This is a genomic window from Pseudoalteromonas sp. P1-26, assembly GCF_001401795.1.
Classification (GTDB): Bacteria; Pseudomonadota; Gammaproteobacteria; order Enterobacterales; family Alteromonadaceae; genus Pseudoalteromonas.
This window is the reverse complement of record NZ_LKDX01000006.1, coordinates 26737-44774: the sequence shown is the minus strand read 5'-3', so window position 1 is coordinate 44774 and position 18038 is coordinate 26737. Positions and strand designations below refer to the sequence as shown.

The 18038-nt window shown below is 41.7% G+C and carries 11 protein-coding genes; 6 read left to right on the top strand and 5 right to left on the bottom strand.

Going from position 1 to position 18038, the window contains the following annotated elements; translation table 11 throughout:
- Positions 1-61 precede the first annotated feature (61 nt).
- Positions 62-835 carry a sulfite exporter TauE/SafE family protein gene (locus AN394_RS05075; protein WP_055020932.1) on the top strand — a complete coding sequence of 258 codons (774 nt, stop codon included), beginning with the start codon at positions 62-64 and terminating at the stop codon, positions 833-835.
- Here the strand turns inward: AN394_RS05075 and AN394_RS05070 are convergent.
- From AN394_RS05070 to AN394_RS05060, 3 genes are all read right to left on the bottom strand, one after another.
- Positions 825-2303: a methyl-accepting chemotaxis protein gene (locus AN394_RS05070; protein ID WP_055020931.1), complete on the bottom strand. Its 1479-nt coding sequence runs from the start codon at positions 2301-2303 to the stop codon at positions 825-827. The genes AN394_RS05075 and AN394_RS05070 overlap by 11 nt on opposite strands.
- A gap of 7 nt (positions 2304-2310) precedes the next feature.
- Positions 2311-3147, bottom strand: coding sequence for an ABC transporter substrate-binding protein (locus tag AN394_RS05065; protein ID WP_055020930.1), 837 nt, complete (start codon positions 3145-3147; stop codon positions 2311-2313).
- 93 nt (positions 3148-3240) lie between these two features.
- Positions 3241-3876, bottom strand: a complete 636-nt coding sequence (locus AN394_RS05060; RefSeq protein ID WP_055020929.1) for an SDR family oxidoreductase — start codon at positions 3874-3876, stop codon at positions 3241-3243.
- A 142-nt stretch (positions 3877-4018) separates the two neighbouring features.
- Here AN394_RS05060 and AN394_RS05055 point away from each other — a divergent pair, with 142 nt between their 5' ends.
- Positions 4019-5476, top strand: a complete 1458-nt coding sequence (locus AN394_RS05055; protein WP_055020957.1) for an OmpA family protein — start codon at positions 4019-4021, stop codon at positions 5474-5476.
- 26 nt (positions 5477-5502) lie between these two features.
- Here the strand turns inward: AN394_RS05055 and mnmC are convergent, their stop codons facing one another.
- Positions 5503-7551: a bifunctional tRNA (5-methylaminomethyl-2-thiouridine)(34)-methyltransferase MnmD/FAD-dependent 5-carboxymethylaminomethyl-2-thiouridine(34) oxidoreductase MnmC gene (gene mnmC, locus AN394_RS05050; RefSeq protein ID WP_055020928.1), complete on the bottom strand. Its 2049-nt coding sequence runs from the start codon at positions 7549-7551 to the stop codon at positions 5503-5505.
- 179 nt (positions 7552-7730) lie between these two features.
- On the opposite strand from mnmC, the gene fabB reads away from it, so the two are divergent.
- The 4 genes from fabB (at position 7731) to AN394_RS05030 (ending at position 16266) form a co-directional block, all read left to right on the top strand.
- Positions 7731-8945, top strand: a complete 1215-nt coding sequence (gene fabB / locus AN394_RS05045) for a beta-ketoacyl-ACP synthase I (RefSeq protein WP_055020927.1) — start codon at positions 7731-7733, stop codon at positions 8943-8945.
- A gap of 132 nt (positions 8946-9077) precedes the next feature.
- Complete coding sequence (locus AN394_RS05040; RefSeq protein ID WP_055020926.1) at positions 9078-10199, top strand: 4-phosphoerythronate dehydrogenase; 1122 nt, start codon at positions 9078-9080, stop codon at positions 10197-10199.
- Positions 10200-10231: 32 nt separating this feature from the next.
- A complete protein-coding gene (locus AN394_RS05035) occupies positions 10232-11248 on the top strand; it encodes an aspartate-semialdehyde dehydrogenase (protein ID WP_054551679.1) in 1017 nt (338 codons plus the stop codon).
- A gap of 320 nt (positions 11249-11568) precedes the next feature.
- Positions 11569-16266 carry a FimV/HubP family polar landmark protein gene (locus tag AN394_RS05030; protein WP_055020925.1) on the top strand — a complete coding sequence of 1566 codons (4698 nt, stop codon included), beginning with the start codon at positions 11569-11571 and terminating at the stop codon, positions 16264-16266.
- A gap of 61 nt (positions 16267-16327) precedes the next feature.
- Here the strand turns inward: AN394_RS05030 and AN394_RS05025 are convergent, their stop codons facing one another.
- A complete protein-coding gene (locus tag AN394_RS05025) occupies positions 16328-17953 on the bottom strand; it encodes a M28 family metallopeptidase (RefSeq protein WP_055020924.1) in 1626 nt (541 codons plus the stop codon).
- Positions 17954-18038 lie beyond the last annotated feature (85 nt).

Below are 18038 nucleotides of genomic sequence, written 5' to 3'. Positions count from 1 at the left end.
AGTCGCTAATAGTGGTGAGCCATGATAGCGTTAGCTCAAACACACTATTTAAAGCGTAACAATGGATTTGATCAGTTGGCAGTTTTTGGGTGGAGATTTATTAAGTCCGATCAGCACTATAATGCTCATTGTGGTTGCGGGCTTTACTTCTATGATTTCAGCAGCTTTTGGTGCGGGTGGCGGCTTAATGCTGCTGGTGATCATGGCATCTATGCTTCCTATGAGTGTGGTTATTCCTGTCCATGGGTTAGTACAGTTAGGCTCTAACGCAAACCGCTTTTTATTTACGTTTAAACATATTGATGGCGCTATGTTTGTGTACTTCTCTTTAGGGGGAGTCATAGGAGCGCTGGTTGCCTCAACGATTGTCACATCAATTCCCCTTGAATTAATGAAAATAGTGGTCGCTGCCTTTGTGCTTTATTTACTGTGGGGTGTGACGCCAAAGCTCAGAGAAACCTCAAAGTTATGGCGTGTTCTTGCTGGGCTTTGGACCACGTTCATTTCGATGTTTGTAGGGGCAAGTGGGCCTTTGGTTGGCAGCTGCTTATATGTCAATAATTATAATAAGCTTAAGTTTACTGCCACATTTTCAAGCTGCATGACAGTACAACATACCTTAAAAGCGATTTTATATGGGGCTGTGGGGTTTGCATTTTGGCAGTGGTTGCCGCTGGTTATGCTCATGATATTGAGCGGTGCTTTAGGTACTTGGCTTGGCCTTAAGTTACTGCACCGCATTTCGTCAGATAAATTTAAAAAGATTTTTCGTTTAGTGTTAACGGTGCTTTCCCTGCAACTTGCGTGGCAGGGAATTATGGCTTTTAGTATTTAAACAAACCCAGTTTGGCAACGATGCCGCGTTCTAATTCATTGAGCTGGCCTATGGTGTTATCAAGGTGCTGAGCTTCTTGCGATAGGCTCTTAGCGCCTTGGTTAATGAGCTGCATGGTATTTAAGATATCAGCGGTCACACTGGTTTGCTCTTCAGAACTTGCCGCCACGCTCTCGTTCATTTGATTAATGGTATTGATTTGTTTAGCAATATCTTTAAACACCGCTTGGCTTTTTTGATTCGCTTTGCTCACTTTATCGCTGAGTGACTTACTTTGCTCCGTTGCCGTTACGCAGTCAGAGGTATTGTTGTGTAGCGATACAATAATTGATTCAATCTCAGACGTTGAATCATAGGTTTTACTAGCAAGCGCTCTTACTTCATCGGCTACCACAGCAAAGCCACGGCCTGATTCACCCGCACGAGCCGCTTCAATAGCAGCATTTAGAGCCAGTAAATTGGTTTGCTCGGCAATACTTTTTATAACATCGAGCACTTGGCTAATTTCATTACTGCTGGCGTTTAATTGTTTAACTACGTTTGATGTATGGTCGAGTTGTGCAGCTAATTCGTCAACCATGTTGCCATTGGCATTCATATTTTGTTCGCCTTGTTGGCATAAGCGATGTACGTCGGTTGTTTGCTGTGCAGTTTGATTAGCCCCTTGCGCAATCTCTTTGGTTGCTTCACTTAACTGACTAAGCGCATTGGTTGCAGAATCAGTGCGGTTATACTCAAGCTCGGCTTCGTTTTTAGAGCGCACAGATGCTTCGTTTACTGTACTGGCTATCATTTCAAGTTCACTGGCTGTGCTGCCTAGCTCTGTAATTATTTCTTGTACTTGCGCTATAAATCGATTGAAACCATCAACCAAATAGCCTATTTCATCATTAGATTGATAGCTAATACGTTTTGTAAGGTCGCCTTCACCTTTGACAATTTCATCAACAAGGCTATTTACGCTATCGATTGGTTTTATCACTAACAGTCGCACGATATAAATAATCACCGCACCCAAGGCGATAAAAGAGACCAGCAAGGTAATAAACATGGTGCGTGTCGAATCAGCAATGGTGCTATGCAGTGCTTGTTGTGAGTAACCAATTTTTATGTGACCAATTAAATTATCTAAATAGTGCAAATCAATAGTTTTGCTAACCGATGCGTTATTGCTTTGTTTTGTAATAGCGGCCAGTGGCTTATTGCGATGATCTGTCACTGAAATGCTATGTACATGTTTGTTTTGCGAAAAGGCTTTAATAATCTGATTGATTAACGGTTCATCATAAGAGAATACCGGCTCGGCTAAAATAACCTGCATTTGCTCATTAAGAGCCGTGATGTCGTCTTGCCATTGTTGTGTTTGACTCGACTTTGCCAGCAGGTAGTTTGCACTGATCACGAAGATCACGCTCAGTAAAAGGCACAAAGACAGTGCCAAGGTCATTTTATATTTTAATGATTTCATTGTGCGCTCATTGAAATGGGTTAAACCACAAAGGGCTATTTTTATTAGGTGTGTTCGACGATAACGTTGGGTTATCTAGCTCAATAACGCGACGCGAGCTTAAGTTGGCTTTTGATAAAACCGTTTGTACTTGGCTGTCTGCCAAAAACATGGCGTTAAATGTGCCATCAGCAATCATCTCGTTTAGCGCATCATTTAGCTGTTTATGAAGTGTGTGGTTGTTTTTGTTGACGAAAAAGTAAAGTGGTGCGGTGTACTTAATCACCAAATGCGGCTCTACAGTGAGGTTAAGCTCTGAGTGATTGGCAATTTCATCCCAAGGTTCATTCACCCCACGTGGGAAGTAATCAAAGCGCTCGCCTTCAAGCATTGGGAACAAATTAGGGTATTTTAATGTGGTAACAACGGGTAGTTGATTTGCTTTTAATATTTTAGTGTCTGGCCAGGTTTTACCTTGCCCAGCGGTGAAACGTTTTAAATCTTGTAAGTTAGTTACCGAGCTAAACAGTTCGCGATTTTGTGCTTTCACAATCGCGACTCGCATGCCAAGTAAGCCACGAAACAAAGGTATATAAACGGCTTTATAATCTTGCTCTAACTGAGTTGATGTCATGCTCCACATCACATCCAGCTGGTTGTTTTTTACATCGTTTAAGATACGTGCGTTAGAGATATCTTTATTGGTTTCGTAAGGGTGAACATACTCTAAGTCAGCCCGTTCGATGGCGCTGATCAATAATTTGTGGGGAAGGGAGGTATCGCCACTGTAACTTTGAACTTTTACCGGAGCTGCGAAACAAGCTGACGTAAAAGCAAAGCAAAAAAGAAAAGCAAAATGACGCATAAAGCACCTTTGTTATTATTATGTAAACAATAAACTAAAGTGCTTTACGCGCTTTCTCAATCTTATTTCTTATGCATACGTATTCATACCTAATCAATCGCCTAGTAGGCTGTCGATTGACTTATCACCATTAAATAATTCAAACACTTGTGGTTTTTTCGGTGTATGTTCAGCAAGGTATAGCAGGGTATCTGCCACATCTTCACGGTTGATCACCGCATCTTGGCGTGTTGCAGGGCGCGTGGTGGTTAGTAATCCCGTTGCTGCATCATTTAATAGCGTGCCAGGTCTGACAATGCTGTAATTTAATTCGCTATTGATTAAATGTTGGTCAGCCATGTGCTTTGCAACTAAATACGGTTTTATACTGCTTTCAATATTATCTGGGGCATCAGCACCAATAGAGCTCACCATTATAAAGTGCTTAACCTTGGCATCTACCGCATAATTAATCGCTTTAACAGCGGCCCATAGATCTATAAGTAAGGTTTTATCAGCACCCGTAGCGCCGCCGGATCCCGCGCTAAAAATCACTTGCTCAACCCCTTCGAAGGCGCGACTAAAATCGTTTTCGAGGTCTTGCTCTACAATCGTTAAATGACTACTTTCAAGTGTACTCAGTTTGCTTTTGTCTCTAACTAGAGCCACTACGTCATGGCCACTTGCCAGCATTTTTTCGGTGGTCATTTTACCTATTTGGCCCGTTGCGCCAATGATTAAGGTCTTCATATCAAACTCCTTCTAATTGCTGTGTAAGTAAAGACCTTGGGGTGTGGATTTATTTTTAAAGGGGTACAAGCAAACTTTGAATAAAAAAGTATTATTTGGCATAGTATTGAATTGGGTACAAATTCAATTAAAAGGACTTAAAGTGAAAATATATTCTAATCTTTTGATGGTGATAACATTAGCATTTTGCAACGCGGTATCTGCTAATCAATGGTTATCACCTTATCCAAATAGTGAGGTTGAAAAGTCGGTTAAACTCAGTGGCGAACAAACACAATTAATGAATCAGTTTGATGGCAGTAAAAAGTCATCAGAGCGATTTAGTTACACAGACTTTATTGGCGATGTAACCCACACATTGTACGAAATAAACAATGTTGCCACTCTCAAAGTATTTGAAAACTATAAACACGCTTTACTCACAGATGGTTTTAATATTGTTTATTCTTGTCAGCTAGACGCTTGCGGTGACAGCAGTGATTTTGCAGAGGAAGTCGGTTACTTTCAGCTCTATAATTATCATCGTAAGCCATATTATCTACTTGCCACTAAAGGTGAAAAGCCTGAGTTTGCTGTGTCATTATTTGTTGGCCAGTACAACAGTAAAACGCGTGTTATGAGTAGCTCAATTGCGATTAAAGAGCTTGAAACAGGTCTGATAAAAGCCAACACAGCTGCTTTTGCAAAACAGCAAACAAATCCCGTTACCAAAGCACCTAAAGACGATATTAGAGGCTCAAGCGATCACCCATTACTTAGCCGTTATCCTGGTAGTTTTATTGAAGACTACGAGCAAATTGATTACGAAGAATTTTCACTACCAACAGGAATATTTAACCGTAAAAACAAAGCGCTACCTGTTGAAGATGTGACTGGTGATATTACTCGTATTACTTATGAAATTAGAAAAGTATCAACCCTTAAGGTCTTTCATAACTATGTGTCTGCCTTAACAAAAGAAGGCTTCGAAACGGTTTTTAGTTGCGAACGTCAAGCATGTGGTGACGACCGAAAGGCAATACAAGCACTCGGTGATCACTTGTCGGTAAAACAAGTTTATAACTATTATCGTCAGCCGCGCTATCAGTTAATGAAAAGCACCACAGAAAATCAAACAACTTATGTCGCATTCTTTGTTGGCAATTACCAAGGCACTTCGCGAGTGCAGCTTGTTATAATTCGAACAGAGCCTTTACAAGGCGATTTAGTTATAACCAATCCGGATCAGGTGTTAAAGCAACTAGAGCAAAAAGGTAAAGCAGCCATTTATGGTATTTATTTTGATCATGATAAATCAGACATTAAGCCAGAGTCAGCCGAGTCATTAAAAGTGATTGCGGATGTTTTAAATAAAAATAACAGCTTAAACTTGTACGTCGTTGGTCATACAGATGATAAAGGAAGCCCAGAATATAATTTAGGGCTGTCATCTAAGCGAGCTAAAGCAGTTGTTAAAGCGCTCGTGAGTCAATACGGCATAAAAGAGTCGCGTTTAATTGGTTATGGTGTAGGCCCTTATGCGCCAGCTGCCAATAATAAAAATGATTTGGGTCGTCAGCTAAACCGACGCGTAGAGCTAGTTGAGCGATTAAGTAATTAACAATCAAAAGGGGCTTTTTAGCCCCTTTAAATTTTATTACGAATTAGGTCACGAACAATAAAGCGGGCGGGGTGAATAGCCTGACTCACACGTTCGCTAAATGGTCTTGGTTCATTGTTTAAACAAGCAATTAAATTTTCAGCACAAAGGGGGGCACTGCACAGGCCTCTTGCACCAAAGCCTGTGAGTAGATGCAAGCCTTGCTGAGGTTTCGTTAACGTTTGGTACTGATAACGCTTACCTAATCTTAAATTAGCAAACGCACTTACATAATCACTTTGTTCAGCCCATTCACCAGCCATAGGTAAATGGTCAATGAAGGTACACCTTACAGCTGCTTTCGCTGCAGTTATCTCACCTAAGGTCGTTGCAAACTCGCAGTTGGGGTAAAAGTTTAATAGTTGTTCGCGATTGGTGTGGTTGTCTTGCTCTTTAACTTCACGGCTTTTTGAGTTTTTTTCAAAAGTCGCGCCCATGCAATGATGGCCCTGATATTCAGGAGTAAAATAGCCCTTATGGCAAAGCACGGTCTTTAGGCGTTTTGACTGCTCGCTTGCTTGCACATGCGAGACTTGGCCGCGCACACCAACAATAGGTAGCGCTTGAGTTTGGCTAAACTGGTCACTGTGTTCACCTGCACAATTAATCACATCACTAAATGGCCCGAAAGTTTGCTCTTTGCTGTGTAGTAACCAGCCATCAGCGGTTTTCTCAAGCTTTTCAATATGGCAATTAAAGTGACTGTCCATTTTATTATTGGTAGTTGCACTTAACGAATTTGCCGCATTAAATAATGCTGTAACCAGTGCTGGTGGATTTACCCAGCCACCTTTTGCAAAGAATACACCTGAGTAGCCTGTTTCTACACCGGCAATTTCGTCACCTTCTTCGGCGCTTACATTACGCATTAATTCTGCTGGCCAAAGTGCTTTATCGGCAAGGTTTTGATGTTTATCAGCTAGGCCTTGTTTAACCGCGTGCTGTAATACACCACACCACTGGTGAGGGTAGTCAAAACCATCATCAAGTAATTGTTGGTATAGACGCATCGCATATAAAAAACTATGGGCGAACATTTCACTGTGTGGTGAATTTTTCGCTTGTAAATGCGGATACACAGCCCCTTGTACATTGTGAGAAGCGCCCATGGCAAGCGCTTCGTCTTGGCAAAAAAGCGTGGCTTTTAGGCCTCTTTTTACCAGTGAATACAGTACACTGCTACTGGCAATACCACCGCCAATAACAGCAACATTACTCAGTTCACTTTGCTGATGAGCAAAATAGGCAGGTCCTGACTGTTGCTCATTAGGCTCAGAGAGCTCGCCAATCAGCATTTCGCGCTTTTTACCATAGCCTTTTGCTTTACTCATGCTAAAGCCAGCTTCGATGAGTCCTCTTCTGACAAAGCCTGCGGCAGTGAAAGTGGCGAGTGTGGCATTTGCTCTTGAGATAGCACACATTTTGTTGAACAAACTCTGTTGCCACATATCTGGGTTTTTGCTCGGAGCAAAGCCATCTAAATACCACGCATCGACAACTCCTTCACTTGGGTAGCTCATGGCATCAATACTGTCTTGTACGTCACCAAAATAAAGGTCGAGTATTAATTTGCCGCCTGCAAATTCAAGGCGATGACAGCCGGCCAAATTAATTGGGTATTGAGTAATTAGTTGCTCACTATACTTGCTTAAACTAGGCCAGGCTTTGAGAGCTTGAGCAAGGTCATCACGCTTAATAGGAAATTTTTCAAAAGAGATAAAGTGCAAGCGGGTCACGCTTTTTTTACCACTATGGTCGGGTTGATTTTGAACTTCTTGCTCTGCATGCTGCCTATCAAGGTGAGCAGCAAAGTGCTGCCATGTATTTAAAAAGTTAAGCCCGGTACCAAAGCCTGTTTCAGCAATTGCAAAGTGGTCACGGTCATGATTTTGTAATCGTTGCGGGATATGGTTTTGTTGATAAAACACATAATGTGATTCGGCTAAGCCATCGTCATTAGAGAAATAAACATCGTCAAACTGATCGGCGACAGGGGTACCAAGGTGATTAAAATGAATATGTGCGTTTTTGATCATGGTTTAACTAATTAACTACAAACTTTTTTCATTATTTTACGTGTTTTCTTTGAAATAGTCTGGCGTTATTTATAAGCTAGACATTCAGAGTACATGTGTACGCTAGAAAGCTGACCACTTCGAAAGTAATTTCAGCGTAAAATAGAACACAATTTAGTATAGAGCTAAGGTAATTACCCATGAGAAGAGCCGTTATTACGGGCATCGGTGTTGTTTCAAGCATCGGTAACAACAAAGAAGAAGTATTAGAATCATTAAAACAAGGCCGTAGTGGTATCGCGTTCAACCAAGAGTTTGCTGACTACAACCTACGTAGTAACGTATCTGGCAAAATCGATATTGATGTTAAAGAGTTTGTTGATCGTAAAGCAATGCGCTTTATGGGCGATGCTGCTGCATACGCTTATATCTCAATGTCACAAGCGATTGCAGATGCTGGCCTTAGTGAAGAGCAAGTTTCAAACGAGCGCACTGGTTTATTAGTGGGTTCAGGTGGTGGTTCATCTAAATGGCAAGTTGAAGCGGCTGACATTTTACGTGAAAAAGGCGTAAAACGTGTTGGTCCTTACATGGTACCACGTACTATGGCTAGTACGACTTCGGCGTGTCTTGCAACACCATTTAAAATTAAAGGTGTTAACTACTCATTAAGCTCTGCATGTGCGACATCTGCACACTGTATCGGTCATGCGGTTGAGCAAATTCAATTAGGCAAGCAAGACGTAATCTTTGCAGGTGGTGGTGAAGAGCTTCACTGGACGCTAGCAATGGAATTCGATGCAATGGGTGCATTGTCTACTAAGTACAATGAAACACCAGAGAAAGCATCACGTACATACGATGCAAACCGTGACGGTTTCGTTATCTCTGGCGGTGGCGGTATCGTTGTTGTTGAAGAACTTGAGCATGCACTGGCTCGTGGCGCGCACATTTATGCAGAAATCACTGGTTACGGTGCAACGTCTGACGGCTACGACATGGTAGCTCCATCAGGTGAAGGCGCTGTACGTTGTATGAAGCAAGCAATGCAAGATCTTGAAGGCGGCATTGATTACTTAAATACTCACGGTACTTCAACACCTGTTGGTGATGTGAAAGAGCTTGGCGCTATTCAAGAAGTATTTGGTGGTAACTCGCCAATGATCAGTGCAACCAAAGCGATGACAGGTCACGCTCTAGGTGCGGCAGGCGTTCATGAAGCAATCTTCTCGCTATTAATGCTTGAGCATAACTTTGTTGCTCCATCTATCAACATTGATGAACTAGATGAGCAAGCTGAAGGTCTAAATATTGTAACTGAGCGTAAAGACGTTGAACTAAATACAGTTATGTCTAACAGCTTCGGTTTCGGTGGCACTAACGCCACATTAGTAATGAGCAAATATAAAGGTTAAACCTCTCCAGTATTTGCTTAAAGCCGAGCAATAGCTCGGCTTTTTCATTTGTTATAAAGTCTTAGTTGTTACCTATCCGAATACTGATAAATTCGCTACAATAGCGCCACTTTCTGCCTCTCGGACACACAAATGAAAATTCTTGCAGATCAAAATATGCCATTGGTTGAGCAGTACTTTGCCGATTTTGGTGATGTTGAGCGATTTGATGGCCGTAATCTTCAACCCGAGCAGCTAGTCGGGGTTGATATCTTGTTAACCCGCTCTGTTACCAATGTAGATAAAGCCTTACTCACTCAAGCAGATAAATTAAAATTTGTGGGCACAGCAACCATAGGTGTTGATCACATTGATACCGAGTTACTTGCTGAGCGAAATATCGCATTTAGCAGCGCACCAGGTTGTAATGCCGTGGCGGTTGCTGAATATGTTATTAGCTGCTTGTATGCCTTGAGCCAAGAAAATGCCAGTTCATTACAAGGTAAAACCATCGGCATAGTGGGTGTTGGCAGTATAGGTAGCTGTTTACGTGATAAGCTTAGCCTGCTTGGTATGAATGTATTGTTATGTGATCCACCAAAACATGAAGCCGGTGAGCTTGCAGAGCATATTGAGTTAGACACATTACTAGCCCAAGCCGATATTGTGACTTTTCACGTGCCATTAGTTAAGCAAGGACCACATAAAACCTTTCACATGCTAGACGAAATACGCTTAAAAGCACTTAAGCCGGGTATGACAATTATCAATGCAAGCCGTGGTGATGTGATTGATAACCAAGCATTGCTAGCATTGTTTGAGCAAGGCACAAAATTAGATTGTGTGCTTGATGTTTGGGAAAACGAACCTAATATACTGACACCTCTGCTTGATTATGTACGTTATGCCAGTGTGCATATTGCAGGGCATACACTTGAAGGCAAAGCCCGCGGTACACAAATGCTGTATCAGCAAGTATGTGAGCTTGAAGGCATCGCAGCGCTTAAGTCTCTGGACGATTTTTTGCCAGAACCAATTAGCCACTCTGTCACGCTAGGTGAAACCTTCAACCTAGATGATATAGGTCGCTTAGTGCACTTAATTTATGATGTGCGTCGCGACGATGGCATTTTACGAAGTAAATTAGCAAGCGAAGGCTTTGATAGTTTACGCAAGAATTACCCGCCACGACGCGAATTTAGTACTTTGTCGGTGGCTGCCAACAGTGCATGTGAAGGCGCATTAGCTGCACTGGGATTTAGAATTAACGAATAAAGCCATTTGCTTTATTCAAAAGAGGAAAACACATGTCGCAAAAATTTAATGTAGCCGTATTAGGTGCCACAGGTTTAGTGGGTCGTCAGATTATCGAAACTTTAGAAGATCGTAAGTTTCCGGTAGACCAATTATTTTTACTCGCAAGCAGCCGTAGTGCTGGAGAAGAAATTCAATTTCGCGGTGAGAGCATTGAAGTAATCGATGTTGAAGAGTTTGATTTTAGCCAAGCTCACATTGGTTTATTTTCAGCAGGCGGCAGTGTCTCTGAAAAATACGCACCGATTGCGGCGGACGCAGGCTGTGTGGTAATTGATAATACCTCACACTTTCGTAATGACTACGATGTGCCACTAATTATTCCTGAAGTGAATGCATCAAGCTTAGCGGATTTCAGAAACCGCAACATCATTGCAAACCCTAATTGCTCAACGATTCAAATGCTGGTGGCACTAAAGCCAATTTATGATGCTTATGGCATTGACCGCATTAACGTATCAACTTATCAAGCTGTATCGGGTGCGGGTAAAGAAGCCGTTGATGAACTAGCTAAGCAAACAGCAAACTTAATGAATGCGCGTCCGATGGATAATGCCGTTTTCCCTAAACAAATTGCTTTTAACGTGATCCCACAAATCGACAGCTTTGAAGATAACGGTTATACCCGCGAAGAAATGAAAATGGTCAACGAAACACAAAAAATCTTAGGTGATAATAGTGTCGTGGTTAACCCTACTTGTGTTCGTGTTCCCGTGTTCTTTGGTCACAGTGAAGCGATTAATATTGAAACGCGTATGCCAGTAGATATCGAACATGTGAAGCAGCTATTAAACGATGCACCTGGTGTAGAGTTTATTGAAGACTTAGCCGATTATCCAACTGCAGTATCAGACGCAAGTGGTAACGATACTGTATACGTAGGTCGTTTACGTGCTGATATTTCGCACCCACATGGCTTAAACATGTGGGTTGTTAGCGATAACACGCGCAAAGGTGCGGCAACAAATAGTGTGCAGATTGCTGAAGAGCTTATCGCAAATTATTTATAAATCTGATGATTTAGGCTGAGCTAAATTTAAGAAAAGCGGCAATTTGCCGCTTTTTTTGTGAATTCACTGCCAAATTATTGCCGCATACGCTGTAAAAGCGTATAAACTTAACGATAACAATAAAAAAGCCTCTCAGCCGCTATTATTTAAGCTATTTACTATCAAGGTGTTGCAATAGATATTGCAAGGCAACTAAGTTATAGTTTGCAGCTGGAATAGAGCTTGCAAGAAAACATAATTAAGAATCAATTCTGCAAGAATTACTTGATGTTTAAGCAACCAAGGTTGCTGCGTTAACATTTAAAACATAAAGGATCAGCATGCGCGGTTTAGCAACACTCTTCATATTAGCGTCTGCATTGGTGGTAACACCGACATACTCTGATGAAGGCACCACACTTAAAGGCCCTAAAGGTGTCGATTACGGTGCGCAGGGGCGATCTATTGGTCCAATTAAACCGACCGATACATTATGGCGTATTGCCGCTAAAATTCGCCCTGACAACTCTGTAAGCATTTATCAGGTCATGCAAGCTCTGTATGACAAAAACCCATCGTCATTTTTAGATCAAAACCTAAATCATATGCGTGATGGCGCATACCTAAAAATTCCAACCATTGCAGAAATGCGTGCGGTCAACCCGACATTAGCAAAAGCGCGTTCTGAACAAGATGATGAGCTGTGGGAAAAAAAGAAAAATGGTACGCTGACTACAGCTGAAATTAATGAATCGCAAAAGAAAGTAACTCAAGCCCGTAAAGTTGATGTAGACGAAGCAAAACAAGAACTTAAGCAAGAAATCAACACCATTAAAACAGAGCAGGGCACGCAGCTAGTAGAGTTACAAAAGCAGTTTAAATCGTCGGTTGAAAATGTTGAAGAAATCCTAGCTGAGAACAACAAGCTCAAAAAACAACTGAGCGGTATTTCTAAAGAGCTTGAAACCGTTCGTGATCAACTTGGCCAAGACAGTGAAATTCAAAAGCAGCTGAAAGAACTGATCACTAAACAAAATGAAATCATAGAGCAGCAAAAAGCAAAAAAGATTGAAGAGGACAGTGGGTTTAGTTTTTCGAGTTTACTGAGCAACCCATTTGTTCTCGGTGCATTAATGTTTATTCCTGCTTTACTGATCATTGCAGCGGTTGTGATGTTTTTGAAAAAACGCAACAGCACCAATGATGATACAGATGCAAGCGATGACGATGAATTTTTACCTCAAAGCCCAAGTTATAATGCTGATGATGATTTAGAACCAATTATAGAAACTGATCCGCTAGTGCCAGATCCGGTTGAAGACAATGATGACTTGAGTGTGCGGTTAGATGACGACTTAGACCAAGACATGCTACCAGATGATGACATCATTTTTGACGACAGCATTGATGATAGTTTTGATGAAGACGACAGTGTTTTAAATCAAGATGAGCTAGAAGGTTTATTAAGTGATGATATCGAGTTTAATGATGAGTCTTCAAGTAGTGCTGACGATGATGATTTAGATGCATTTTTACAGCAAGATTTCGATCAAACCGATGACGATAGTTTAGGTGATGAAATTGACCTAGATAGCGAACAGCCTCCAGCAGATTCATCGGGTGATATTTTAAGTGCTGATGACATTGATGACCTATTTGATACAGATGAAGATGACTCATTAGATAACGCTAATGATGAAATGGCAGCGCTTAGTGAAGAGCTTGCAGAAGATGACGCTGAAGATGATTTTGACATTGATAGCTTAATTGATGAGCAAAACAACACGGATTCTAATCAAGATGTAAACCTAGACGATATTGATGACTTACTCGATGAAAATAATGATGCCTCAACAACTAATGTTGAAGCAGAACTCATCGATGAAGATGATTTCGATATCGACAGCTTAATTGATGAAGCGCAAACAGACGAGCCAGCAGCTGAAGCTAACGATGCATTAGAAAGCGATGATCTTGATGATGCGCTGGATGTTGATGACATTGACTCGCTGTTAGATGAAGCTCAAGAAGAAGCGCCAGCCGAAGAACCAAGCGCGGATGAGCTCATCGATGAAGATGATTTCGATATCGACAGCTTAATTGATGATGCACAAACAGAAGAGCCAGTAGCTGAAGCTAACGATGCATTAGAAAACGATGATTTTGATGATGCGCTGGATGTTGATGACATTGATTCATTATTGGATGAAGTTCAAGAAGAACCTGCAGAAGAACCTAGCGCAGACGATTTAATCGACGAAGACGAGCTCGGTGATGAACTTGATGCTGATGACATTGACTCGTTATTAGATGAGGCACAAGCAGAACAAGAGCCTCAACCGGAACTTGTTGAAGAGCTTGCAGAAGAACCTAGCGCAGACGATTTAATCGATGAAGATGAGCTTGATGATGATTTAGATGTCGATGACATTGATTCATTATTAGATGAGGCACAAGCAGAGCAAGAGCCTGAAGCGGAGCTTGTTGAGGAGCAGCCTGAAGATCTTGTTGAAGAAACTAGTGCAGACGATTTAATCGACGAAGACGAACTTGATGATGCCCTAGATGTCGATGACATCGACTCATTATTAGATGAAGCTCAAGAAGAGCCTGAATCTGAAGAGCTGGTTGAAGACTCAATTGAAGAACCTAGTGCAGACGATTTAATCGACGAAGATGAGCTTGATGATGCCCTCGATGTTGATGACATTGATTCATTATTAGATGAAGCTCAAACAGAGCAAGAACCTGCAGCGGAACTTGTTGAGGAGCAGCCTGAAGAGCTCGTAGAAGAACCTAGTGCAGACGATTTATTCGACGAAGATGAGCTTGATGATGCCCTAGATGTTGATGACATTGATTCATTACTAGATGAAGCTCAAACAGAGCAAGAGCCTGAAGCGGAGCTTGTAGAGGAGCAGCCTGAAGAGCTTATAGAAGAACCTAGTACAGACGATTTAATCGACGAAGACGAGCTTGATGACGAACTAGATGTTGATGATATTGATTCATTGCTAGATGAGGCACAATTAGAGCAAGAGCCTGAAGAGCTTGTAGAAGAACCAAGTGCAGACGATTTAATCGATGAAGATGAGCTTGATGATGCCCTAGATGTCGATGACATCGACTCACTATTAGATGAAGCTCAAGAAGAGCCTGAATCTGAAGAGCTGGTTGAAGAGTCAATCGAAGAACCTAGTGCAGACGATTTAATTGACGAAGATGAGCTTGATGATGATTTAGATGTCGATGACATCGACTCATTATTGGATGAAGCGCAGGAAGAGCCAGAACAAGAACCAGTTGAAGAGCTTACCGAAGAGCCTATTACGGATGATTTAAGCGATGAGTTTGATACTGATGAAATAGACTCACTACTTCATGAGGTTGATGCAGAGTCAGAAGAACCTGAGTTAACAGATGAAAGTAGCTCAGATATTGATGACAATGCTGAGCAAGACGACGAGCTCGATGTAGCAGATATTGACTCATTACTTGATGAAGACGCTAGTGATGAGCAGGACTCTGACGTTAATGATGAGCTCGAAGAGCTTATTCAGCAAACAAATGAGCTGAAGCAAGACACTGAAGCCCAGATCTCAGATTTAAGTCATGAACAGAGTGACAGTGCAGAGCATGATGAGAATCTACAAGAATCGCTAGAAGATTTAGCCGATGCTGATCAAGCGGTTGATGACATGAATGTTGAATCGATTGCATCAGAGTTGGTTGATGATACAGATGAAGTTGATATCGATGAAGCGCTCAATCAAGAGTTTAATGAAGATAGCGATGAGCTATTAGATGAAGATGATAGCCTTGACGAGTTTGCTGATCCGTCACTGAAAAGTGTTGATGAGTTATTAAATGAAATTGGTGAAGAAGATGACTATGTCGAAGCACCAGACTGGTCAATAGATGAACCAGAGCAAGACATAGAAGAAGTTGAAATTGATTTAGGCGATGATCCGCTAGCAGATGAAGACCTAACTGATGAATTTGATTTAACCGCCGACGAAGAGCCATTACAGCAAGATACGGTGACTCCTAGCCAAGAGTTGGAAGAGTATCCAGAGCTTGAGTTAGATGAAGCTGGTTTTGAATTGGATGAGTCTGATGAAGGCACTTCTAGTGAGTTAGATGAAGATGCACCATTACAGTTAAGTCAGGCAGAGCAAGACCTTGCTAATTCATTAGCAACGGGTAATGAGCTTGATCAGCTAGACGATGATTTTGATGATGAGATCTTGCTTGATAATGAATTTACAGAAGATGATATTCTTGATCCTGATGACGACTTATCGGATCAATCACAAAGTGAAGGCACAACAGAGTTAACGAGCGAAGCGCCAATTGACGATGAGGTGGCTGATAGCCAAGACGAATTAGAAGAGTTCCCTGAATTCGAATTGGACGATATTGAACTTGATGATGCCGTAGAAGCAGAGCAAACATTAGCTGATATCGAGTCCAATTTAGCTGACGAGGCTGATTTAAGTGAGCTGTCAGACGATGAAATCGATGATGATTTTATGGCTGACCTTACTCAAACAGACTTTGATGCGCTGTTAAATGAATTAGCAGAGCCAGATGAAGCTGATATTGCTGATGCCAGTGAGTTCGACGTTGATTTTAATGCACTATTAAATGAAGACTTACAGGGTGAAAGCGAACAGCCAGTTGAACCTGAAGTACAGGCATTAGATTCCGAGGGGCAACATACTACTTCAACGGATGAGTTTGTAGATATTGATTCATTACTTGAACAAAGTGACGATGAAGCACTCGACCACGAACCTTATGATGAGGTTGATATGGATGTAGGACTGAGTGATTTTAATGACTTACTAGCGGGTGAGAACCCAACTGATGTTGATGCCGAAAGTGGTGGTTACTCAGCAAAACTGGACTTAGCTCGGGCATATATCGAAATAGACGACTTTGACTCAGCGTTGCAAGCCATTGAAGATGTTATTGCCAATGGCCCAGAGGAAGTGCAAGAAGAAGCACAATCACTTAAGGCTAAAATTAACGAGTAATAAGTAAAACTGACAATAAAAAACCGAGCAACTAGCTCGGTTTTTTGTATCTAAGCGAAGGTTATTGCTTGTCTTGTAAGCGACGAGCTTTGAAATCAGACTCGGCTTTCCACTTAGGCCAATCGCCGTTATCAGCAAGTTTGGCGGCAATATCAACGATCAGTTCAATATCTTGCTCAACACCGCCCATAGACCAATCTGCTGAATAGTCGTCAGCTTCTTTATGATATTTGTGCGAGATGTAATCAGGATCTGTATCACCTAAACTCATAAATAGTAAGCTAGGAACGCCTTGCTTAGCTAGAGAGAAGTGATCAGAGCGGAAGAACAAACCATTTTGAGGACGCGGGTCCATTTTTACATGACGACCTTGTGCTTTCGCTGCATCTGCAAGGTAGTCTTCCATTTCAGACATACCTTTACCGTATTGTAATATGTAGTCAACGCCGTCTAGCACGTTCATACCATCAATATTAAGCAGCGCGACCATTTGCTTGGTTGGTACAATCTCGCCAGTTGCGAATTGCTCTGAGCCAATAAGCCCTGTTTCTTCGGCCGTAAAGTTGGCAAAGATAATAGAGCGTTTAAATGGTTTTTTCTTATGCATTTCAGTAAGAATACGGGCTATTTCAACCGTTGCTGCGCTACCTGATGCGTTATCAACAGCACCATTGTAGATTTTCACGCCGTCATCAGTTTGCTTGGTACCAAAGTGGTCCCAGTGCGCACCAATTACAATGTACTCATCAGGAGTTTCGCTACCTTTAAGCGTTGCAACAACATTATGCGATTGCGCTTGAGAGATATCGCTTTTCAGTGTCAGCGCTGCTTTCGCTTTTAAGTCGACAGGTTTAAAGTCAGCTTTTAGTGCGTTGGCTTTTTCAGTTTGATAATCAAGGCCTGCTTGAGCAAAAATTTCATTTGCTGCTTGCTCATCAATCCAACCCATTACAGGGATGTCAGAAGCATTCTTATCTTGGTCGATTAAAGTATATTTGCTACCCGTGTTCGAGCTCTCTACAACGCCCCAAGGGTATGCGGCAGGAGCCGTTTCGTGAACGATAAATACTGCTTTTGCACCTTGGCGAGCACCTTCTTCATATTTGTAAGTCCAACGACCGTAGTAGGTCATAGCATTACCGGTGAAAAGCGCGTCGTCTTGGGTGGCAAAACCAGGATCATTAACAAGCACGATAATTGTTTTGTCTTTTACATCAATATCTGCAAAGTCATCCCAATTATATTCAGGTGCATTAATACCATAGCCAACAAAAACAACATCAGAGCCATCAATGTTGATTTCAGGGTTAATTTGTTGGGTACGGGCGGTAAAATCACTGCCAGCATTAAAGCTCAAATCACCCACTTGTAAGGTCATGTTTTGATCTGGAGTGAGTTTTGCCATAGTAACTGGTTGTAAAAACTCGCCATTAAAACTACCGCTTAAGCCGAGTTTTTTATATTCATCGGCTAAATAGTTAATAGTGAGCGTTTCGCCTTCAGTTAAAGGGCCACGGCCTAAAAATTCATCAGAGGCGAGGGTTTTAATATGTGAGCGTACATTGGCAATGTTTACGGCTTCATTGCTTTCAGCGTTTGGTTTATCAGTGCTTGTTGTTGGTTGCTCAGAGCAGCCGAATAAACCAATTGCAAGTGCCAAGCTTGCATACTTAAGGTGAGTTGTCATAGTTTTTCTGGTTGATTGCACAGGGTTTCACTATATGGGACGCGAAGGGGGGCTGTCCAGAAAGAGTCTACAAATAACTAATTAT

Coding starts and splice junctions, on each gene's coding strand:
- AN394_RS05075 (WP_055020932.1), top strand. CDS start 62: ATGGATTTGATCAGTTGGCAGTTTTTGGGTGGAGATTTATTAAGTCCG.
- AN394_RS05070 (WP_055020931.1), bottom strand. CDS start 2,303: ATGAAATCATTAAAATATAAAATGACCTTGGCACTGTCTTTGTGCCTT.
- AN394_RS05065 (WP_055020930.1), bottom strand. CDS start 3,147: ATGCGTCATTTTGCTTTTCTTTTTTGCTTTGCTTTTACGTCAGCTTGT.
- AN394_RS05060 (WP_055020929.1), bottom strand. CDS start 3,876: ATGAAGACCTTAATCATTGGCGCAACGGGCCAAATAGGTAAAATGACC.
- mnmC (WP_055020928.1), bottom strand. CDS start 7,551: ATGATCAAAAACGCACATATTCATTTTAATCACCTTGGTACCCCTGTC.
- fabB (WP_055020927.1), top strand. CDS start 7,731: ATGAGAAGAGCCGTTATTACGGGCATCGGTGTTGTTTCAAGCATCGGT.
- AN394_RS05040 (WP_055020926.1), top strand. CDS start 9,078: ATGAAAATTCTTGCAGATCAAAATATGCCATTGGTTGAGCAGTACTTT.
- AN394_RS05035 (WP_054551679.1), top strand. CDS start 10,232: ATGTCGCAAAAATTTAATGTAGCCGTATTAGGTGCCACAGGTTTAGTG.
- AN394_RS05030 (WP_055020925.1), top strand. CDS start 11,569: ATGCGCGGTTTAGCAACACTCTTCATATTAGCGTCTGCATTGGTGGTA.
- AN394_RS05025 (WP_055020924.1), bottom strand. CDS start 17,953: ATGACAACTCACCTTAAGTATGCAAGCTTGGCACTTGCAATTGGTTTA.